This is a genomic window from Mesorhizobium sp. M2A.F.Ca.ET.039.01.1.1 (assembly GCF_003998035.1).
In the GTDB taxonomy this organism is placed as follows: domain Bacteria; phylum Pseudomonadota; class Alphaproteobacteria; order Rhizobiales; family Rhizobiaceae; genus Mesorhizobium.
Genome location: NZ_RZRY01001522.1, coordinates 1 through 454 on the forward strand (window position 1 = coordinate 1; position 454 = coordinate 454).

The window sequence follows — 454 nt, forward strand, 5'->3', positions numbered from 1 at the left end:
CTTGGCCAGCTTGCGGATGGTCAGGCCCTCATAGCCTTCTTCCTGAACGAGCTTGTGGGCCGCTTCGACCAGTTCGGAGCGCAGCTCTGCTTTCTGTTTTTCGCGGCGTGTCTGGACGCTCAACGGCAAGGTTTGCCTGCCTTCGTTGGTTGGTTGCCTTGTTAAATTATATACGCTGTACGGAAACGAACAAGTGCGTGGCAGGTTCCCCAACGTCCGCCCTAACCCTTTGTTCCAACGCAATTCCTAGATGGCGCCGATGCCGCCGTCGAGCGCCAGCGCATGGCCGGTCATGAAGGAGTTGGCGGGATCGGCAAGAAACAGGATCCCCGTCGTGATCTCGTCAACCTCGCCGACCCGCTTCATCGGCACGCCGCGCGTGAGTTCGGCAATCGCCTCGGCTTCCGGGGAGCCGCTGGCGCGGACGAAGCCGTCCACCATCGCGGTCCTGGTA

At 61.0% G+C, this 454-nt stretch carries 1 protein-coding gene and 1 pseudogene; both read right to left on the reverse strand.

What is annotated here, in order from left to right; translation table 11 throughout:
• Positions 1-129, reverse strand: a pseudogene (locus EOA24_RS43770) (TetR family transcriptional regulator); the annotation flags it as partial.
• Between the two features lie 117 nt (positions 130-246).
• Positions 247-454: SDR family oxidoreductase (locus tag EOA24_RS40745; protein ID WP_127410961.1), on the reverse strand; the 208-nt coding region annotated here is incomplete at its 5' end.